5 protein-coding genes and 1 pseudogene are annotated in these 6,008 nt (G+C 57.7%); 5 read left to right on the top strand and 1 reads right to left on the bottom strand.

The genetic code is table 11. The annotated features are described in order from the left end of the window. Positions 1-754 precede the first annotated feature (754 nt). The 5 genes from VQ044_RS23490 to VQ044_RS23470 all read left to right on the top strand — a co-directional run bounded on the left by VQ044_RS23490 (position 755) and on the right by VQ044_RS23470 (position 4,758). Positions 755-955, top strand: a complete 201-nt coding sequence (locus tag VQ044_RS23490; RefSeq protein ID WP_331827804.1) for a helix-turn-helix domain-containing protein — start codon at positions 755-757, stop codon at positions 953-955. Further along, positions 952-2,112 carry a hypothetical protein gene (locus VQ044_RS23485; RefSeq protein ID WP_327649175.1) on the top strand — a complete coding sequence of 387 codons (1,161 nt, stop codon included), beginning with the start codon at positions 952-954 and terminating at the stop codon, positions 2,110-2,112. The genes VQ044_RS23490 and VQ044_RS23485 overlap by 4 nt, the downstream gene beginning before the upstream one ends. After that, on the top strand, positions 2,081-3,103 hold the full coding sequence (locus VQ044_RS23480; protein ID WP_327649173.1) for a hypothetical protein: 1,023 nt from the start codon (positions 2,081-2,083) through the stop codon (positions 3,101-3,103). The genes VQ044_RS23485 and VQ044_RS23480 overlap by 32 nt, the downstream gene beginning before the upstream one ends. After that, positions 3,100-4,191, top strand: coding sequence for a DNA methyltransferase (locus tag VQ044_RS23475; protein WP_327649172.1), 1,092 nt, complete (start codon positions 3,100-3,102; stop codon positions 4,189-4,191). Before VQ044_RS23480 ends, VQ044_RS23475 begins: the two co-directional genes overlap by 4 nt. A gap of 105 nt (positions 4,192-4,296) precedes the next feature. Next, on the top strand, positions 4,297-4,758 hold the full coding sequence (locus tag VQ044_RS23470; protein ID WP_327649171.1) for a DUF6998 domain-containing protein: 462 nt from the start codon (positions 4,297-4,299) through the stop codon (positions 4,756-4,758). Positions 4,759-5,249: 491 nt separating this feature from the next. Here the strand turns inward: VQ044_RS23470 and VQ044_RS23465 are convergent. Continuing rightward, positions 5,250-5,906: pseudogene (locus tag VQ044_RS23465) on the bottom strand (VapE domain-containing protein); the annotation flags it as partial. Positions 5,907-6,008 lie beyond the last annotated feature (102 nt).

Raw genomic sequence — 6,008 nt, 5'->3', positions numbered from 1 at the left:
GCGTCACATTCACAGACGGCGTCGCCACGCAGGGCGCCGACAACCGCGCCGCTTGATCAAGCCGCGTCACCCAAAATCGGCCATAGCTCTCCGGTGCTTGAAGCCCGTCACACCCCAGGGAAACCCGCCGGGAAAGGCGTACCATGCGGATTCTCACAGTACGATCGGCTCGGCCCCGACGGCGTCCGGTTGTGATGCTGGGCGCGCGCCGACCGGCGTTCAGCCTGTTCGTCGGCATGTTCGCCGTCCTCGCCCGGCGGTGCGGCGTAACGCCCCCTTTCACAGAGATTGAATCAGATCAAGACAATCAGATGAACCATTTATGGGGACGCGCCCCAGGGCTCCGGCAACCTTAAAATCGCTATCCGCTGAGCTACCATGCCGGAGACACGGCCTCGACACCGGCAGAATTGGAACCGCACCGCCAGATCTCGCACGGCACCTCGGATACGGTGGCGTCTAACTGTTTGAGAAATATGGTGGGCCCGGTAGACTCCACATTGAGTAAATTTTCAATAACGAAATGAATGTTTTAGCTAATCACACGAATTGATAATGCCAACGATTCTACCAACGTTCTCCCGCGCTCCCCCCCTGCCGATCCCCTTCGGAGTTTCCCGTATTTCCCCGTTGCTACCCTTCTTTATCGTGGACACCGCATTCCTTCAATGTTATTGAAAATCGATAATCTTGAAGTTCTTCTGCGGTACGTGGGAGTGGTTTGCACGTGACTATTACGCCAGAGCAGTGCCGCATGGCACGTGCCGGGTTGCATATCAGCCAAGCCGACTTGGCGCATCGCGCGAACGTTGCACCCGCCACCATCGCGGAATTCGAGAAGGGAAGAAGAACACCCTATGACCGCACGGTGCGCGACATCCAACGCGTTCTCGAAGAGGCAGGGGCGACCTTTGTAGACGGCGGCGTGACGCTCACGGCGGAGCAAGAAAAATGACCAACACTGCAATCCAACAGCCAGCCGACGTGCCCCTTAACGGCACAACAAAGGTCAGTGTCGATTGGCTGAAGCTCGACCGCGAGAACCCGCGCCTGGTAGGCATAAGCGCTCGCACGACAGAGGAAAGTATCGTCGCGCAGCTTTATCGTGGCGAAGAATTGGGTGAATTGCTTCAGTCGTTTGCGGCCAATGGGTATCTGGACATCGAACCGCTGATTGTCTGGCTAGACCCTGCCGACCAAAAGTTCACGGTACTTGAAGGCAACCGTCGGCTTGCGGCGATCCGGTTATTTCTGGAGCCTGAGCTTGTCGATGCCATCGCCAAGAATGAGCGCCTTAAAATCGGTATCCCCGAGATAACCCCCGCAACCTTGACGACGCTCTCGGAGGTATCCGTTTATCGCGTGCCCGACCGCGACTCGGCCCGGTCTTTCATTGGCTTCAAGCACATTAACGGTGCGGCGAAGTGGGAGTCTTACGCCAAGGCGAAATTCGCGGCCGAGTGGTATAAGTCAGGCAATGTGTCGCTTGAGGAAATTTCCGAGAAGATCGGCGATCGGCATGACACCATCAAACGAATGGTCGCGGCAATCTACGTGCTAGAGCAGGCCGAGCGCGAGAGCGTCTTTTCGCTGTTGGATCGGAAGATTACCAAGTTCAACTTCTCTCACCTATATACAGCCCTCTCTCGGACCCCTTACATGACCTATTTGGGGCTAGAGACCGCATGGTCCCGATATGACCCCAAACCCGATCCTGTTCCCGCTGATAGGTTGGACCGGCTCCGGGAAGTGCTGGTGTGGATTTACGGCTCTAAGGACGAAAACAAGGAGCCGGTCGTTCAGTCGCAGAATCCTGACATCAAGAACCTTGGTGAAACCCTCGCTAGCGCCGAAGGTCTCCATATCCTCCGCGCTGGAGGCACGCTGGCGGAAGCACACGCCAGCACTCGGCCCGCTGACGAAACCCTCTCGGCATCGCTCATCCGAGCCCGTAGCACACTCCGCGAGGCGGCGAACAGTTTGCGTGGCTATGACGGGCGGGACCAATCGCTTCTGAACATCGCAGAAGATGTTTCCGAAACGGCACAGACAATATTTGATAGAATGAGGAAAAAATACCATGATGCCATGGGAGATGACCGTGGCAGTTGAGCTTTACTTTCCTCATGACGAAATAGACACCAAGAATCCAAATTTTGATCTAGCGGCCGATTACCTTGAATTGACCGCTTTCTTTTCGGATCAATCAAGATCATTCACAAAAGACTTAATCAATGCGACGGAGATAGGCGCCGAAGAAGACTACAGCGACGTAGACGAAGAAATGACCGACAGGGAAGAAATTGTCTCCGGTGCGGTCAGGAGAATCGACGTCCGACGCGATGCGCTCGGGGAAGCATATCCGTTTACTTTGGACGAAAGCGGGGATGTCCTGACATACGTCGGTCAAGAGCCGACATATGGGCAGGCGGCCTATCTCCTTTCGCTGATCCTTTCCCATCTGAAGTCTGTGTCCCCAATCCTCGTTGGGTCGGCCGTCTACCCTTCCGAAGCAGAGGTTATCGAACTGCGGAAATATTTCCAGTACTTCGCTACGGCAGCTTTGGCGGCCGAAGTGAATGGCCGAGCTTGGTCATTTGGTCATCCCCGCCCGGACAAGACCAACTTTCATGCGAAATTGGCCGAGATTTGGGGGGTCTTTCGCGACGGCATCTTACAGCCCGCGATAGGGGCGCCCACCAGGCCACAAGATGACCAGATAGATGTGTTCGCCGCTCGTCTTCACCGGGACGGCTTACCCGGCTTCCTGCTTGCAGCCGGTCAAGTCGCAACGGGCAACAACTGGCGCGACAAATCTCTTCGCAATCACTTAGAGAAGGTCTTTCCGAGTCGGTGGTTTGGGCAGCAGCCGGTGACACAGATGATGTGCTACCATATCATCCCGTTTACCCGCCCGGATGCCGATTTCGTTGACGACTGCCGCCTTCTCGGGAACGTCCTTCATCGTCTTCGGGTCCCGCTTCGTGTAGCCGAAGCGCAAGGGCTCCACGATCAAGGTATGGCTATCGAAGCCTTCGACCAACTCCCCGTGGCAGTGGATTGGGTGAAGGCTTATGCGACAAGGGGAACGGCAGCCGCATGAGACATCGCTTCCATTCCATCTGCCCATATTTCGCGATGTTCCCCGAAGCGTTTGTGGAGAAGCACCTCGCCGCCTCCCGCTACAAAGGAGTGGTATTCGATCCGTTCTGCGGTCGGGGAACCACAGTATTTGAGGCATTGTTGAACGGCAGGGAAGCCGCCGGTTGCGATCTTCACCCGGTAGCTATCTGCATTACTGGCGCCAAGTGCGACCCACCCGATCGCGACGAAGTTCTTGTTCGGCTCGATGAACTAGAAGCATTGTTCTCGATTATTCCTCCGCCCACCCTTACCGACGAAATGACAGACTTCTTCGCTGCCTGTTTCCACGTGCACACCTATGAGGAAGTGCGGTTCCTTCGCGCTAATCTGGACTGGCGGAATGACCGCACTGACCGTTTCATTGCCGCCCTCTGCCTCGGGGCCCTTCACGGCGAATCCCACCGGAGCCCGAACTACTTCAGCAACAGGATGCCTCGAACAATCAGCACCAAACCGGTATACTCCGTGCGCTGGTGGAGCAAACACGGGTACGTCGCACCGCGCCGCGATGTGTTCGCTATCCTGCGCAATATGGCCGATTTCCGTTTTCGGTCACCCCCGCCAGATAGTCGCGGGGTGATCGTCGAGTCCGATGCTCGGAAAGCGAATACCGCGTTCCCCCAATTGGAAGGCAAGGTGACGGACATCGTCACTTCGCCGCCTTATCTTGACACGACCAATTATCGAGAAGACCAGTGGCTGCGCCTTTGGTTCTTGGGTGAAGACCCCAAAAGCACCCAAGCGCGCGACGACGGACGCCACTACAGTAAAACGCTCTACTGGAATTTTTTGAAGGAAGCGTGGGAAGGAGTCGCTCCGCTACTGGCGCCGCAGGCGAGGATAGTTGTACGGATCGGCGGACGAAAGCTGTCCAAGGAAGAGATGTTCGCTAGCCTGTTGGCGAGCCTGAAGGACGCGACGGGCCGCGACGTGAAGCCTGCCGATGACGGTGTCACGACCCCTGTCAAAAGAACACAAGCCAACAGCTTCCGGGGCGCGAAGGCTTCTCCTACGGTCGAACACGACTTCTGCTTCGTGATTGGATAGCACCGACCGCCGCAATAGGCGCATCTTGTAGAAACCGAAATTTCCGCAAAGATCGAGACGACGGGGCTCCGTGATCGCCGCAATGACCGCCTTCAAGACGGACCCATGATCATCCTACCTGAACCGGTGAAGGCACTCTATGCGGCGCACAGGGCCATGTGCCAGGACTTCGCCCATACCGGACTGACGTTCACCCTTGACGGCAAGTTGGTGGGGGACATTGACGAAGCGGTGGTGGCTGAAGCCTTCGGAATCACCTTGTGCCGACGGCGGACACCCGGTGTTGACGGGCACGCGACGGACGGACGATCGGTGCAGATCAAGGCCACGGGGCTTCCGAAAGCCGGTCCAGCCTTTACCCCCGGCGAAGGCATTGCCGATCACCTGATTTTCGTTCGGATAGATTTCGGCGCCGGGAACGCGGTCGTGCTGTACAACGGACCGGAAGCGCCGGTGCGCCTGTTGCTGCCCGCCAGATGGGCCGGGACGAAGGTCATTCCTCTTTCGCGGGTGCTGGCAACCCATGCCACGGTGAGCGAGGAACAGCGTTTGCCCCTTATGGGGTGAGTGGCGGCCCCGCGCGTCTGGCGTTGTGGGAAGGCGGTTGCCAACGGACACGATGGTCGCTCGGGTCCTTGGAGGGCGGGGGTGCCCTACCGGGGAGTGCGCTGAGGCCCGGTTCACGACAGTTTGTAGTCTCTCCGGGAAATCATCATTTGAGAATCCCGGTTGCTTACCGGTGGGCGGGGTGTAACCGTGCCGTTTGCTTACGCCATGATTACGCGTGGCTGATTACGACCTAACCGTTTGATTTCAATTGTTTATTCCCCCTGTTGTAAGCATGTAAGCAATATAATCCCCAACGGCTACAAACGGTTTCTCCGGTTGCCGTGACGCCTACCCCCTACCGTGTAACGGCAAAACGCGCGTATCCCCCGCCGCCTATATAGGAACGCTTGCTTACGCTTACGGCGCCCCTCCACCGGAAGGTAAAAACAACATTGAAATCATAGCGTTAAGCGTCTTCGGGCGGTGTAAACGAGAAATTTCGATTCCGCTTACACCAGCCCGTCAAAGTCGTCGTCCTGCCGCTGCTTCTTCAGCCGCGCAAGATCGGCGGGCGTCCGTCTGAAGATTTGCGTGACGCCATACCCCGGAAAACGCTCCACCTTCCGGCGGGCTTCCCACCCGATCTTTCGCAGGCTCTTGCCGATCATCCGCGACTCCGTGGTGGTGGGCGGCTTGTTTCCCCCGAGCGCTTCTTTCCAGATTTGGGCGATGCACGTTGTCATGCGGGTGTAGGTCACTTCATCCATCCGCCCCCGTGTAGCGGGGGTATCAAGCCACTCCTGAATCATGCCTGCGGTGGCGTCGGTGTCGTTGACCGTGCGGCGGCTTTCCTGAACCTCACCGGCGATCCGGCAGGCCTCGGGGTCCGTCAGGTAAAGGGGAAGAGTGCCTTCCGGCTGGTCCTGCCGCATCTGGCGATAGAGATGCAGCGCTTCCGCCCAAAGCTGGTGGACGACTTCCTTCAGCCGGTCGGTGTCGATTTCCTCGACTTCGCAACGGACGGGCCACCAGCGCCGATTGCCGGTGTCGTCCACCAAATAGGAGTCCTGATTGGTCGTGCCCATGAACACGCACTGCCGCAGGAAGACCCTCGGCAGGCGGCCGTAGCTCAGGCGGACGGTCGAATGCGAAGCGGAGACGAACGCCTTGACCTCCTCCGGAGCGTGTCAACGAATGTGAGACAGCCGGAGCGATAGATTAAGCTTGGAGTTGGAGCTTGTTGTTGGGCGGATTGATCCAGACGGCGG

This window comes from Aurantimonas sp. C2-5-R2, assembly GCF_036549495.1.
Taxonomy (GTDB): Bacteria; Pseudomonadota; Alphaproteobacteria; order Rhizobiales; family Rhizobiaceae; genus Aurantimonas; species Aurantimonas coralicida_A.
This window is presented reverse-complemented; position numbering and strand designations above follow the sequence as displayed.